The 954-nt window shown below is 41.4% G+C and carries 1 pseudogene; it reads right to left on the bottom strand.

What is annotated here, in order from left to right:
* A pseudogene (locus B0A67_RS25085) lies at window positions 1-954 on the bottom strand (hypothetical protein); the annotation flags it as partial.

Here is a 954-nt window from a genome sequence, read left to right on the forward strand (position 1 = left end):
GAAGTAGTCTCATTACAGTTTGTTGGATTGGTGATCTCACAAATACTATAAGTAAGGTCATAATTACCTGCCGGGGTATTGGGAGCTATCGTTACCGTTCCGTCTGCATTAAGGGTTAAACCTGCTGGTACAGTTACCGGAGTTACTTTTACCTCTCCTGCATTAGTACCTACCACTACATCAACATTGTTTAATTTATCATTTAATGTTAAAGCCGGGGTGGTTCCGCCTGTATTACCATTGATCGAAACTGTTGTCTCTGGATTGGCGCAAATAACATCCCATAAAGTAATACTATTCGATAGTGTAGAAGTACATCCTGCGTCATTAGTAACTGTAAAACTATAAGCTATTCCTGATGTTAAGTCCGTAATAGTCTTAGTTGTTGTACTTCCTGTAATATTCCCAGGATTTATAGTCCAATTTCCTGATGGTAAACCACTCAATAATATACTACCCACTGGAGTTTCACATGTAGGTTGAGTTAATATAGATGCACTAGGTGCCACTGGTGTAACATTTACTGTAAAAGTAACGTCTGCATCTGTAGCATCACAACTGCCGTTTGAAGCCACGGTATATTTGATGGTAACATCTGTATCGGCTGTAACATCCGCAGGGGTGTAAATATCATTTGTTATGCTTCCGCCTCCTGATACAATACCCCATGTTCCTCCTGCCGGTGTAGCAGTCAATGTTTTGGTAGCAGTCTCACAAATTGCTGTTGCAGATGTGGTGTTGGTTGCCGTTCCTGCAAATGTATCTCTTGTAATAGTAACTTCTGAACTTGATGCTGTACATGTTCCGTTGCTGATAGTCCAGCGGAAAACATTCGCGCCATATCCTAAACCAGTTACTCCTGAAGTAGCTGATGTTGGTGTGGTAATGGTTCCTGTTCCGCTAACTAAACTCCATAATCCTGTTCCAACTGTAGCTGTATTCCCTGCAAGGGTT

Origin of the sequence: Flavobacterium aquidurense, assembly GCF_002217195.1 — a bacterium.
Taxonomy (GTDB): Bacteria; Bacteroidota; Bacteroidia; order Flavobacteriales; family Flavobacteriaceae; genus Flavobacterium; species Flavobacterium frigidimaris.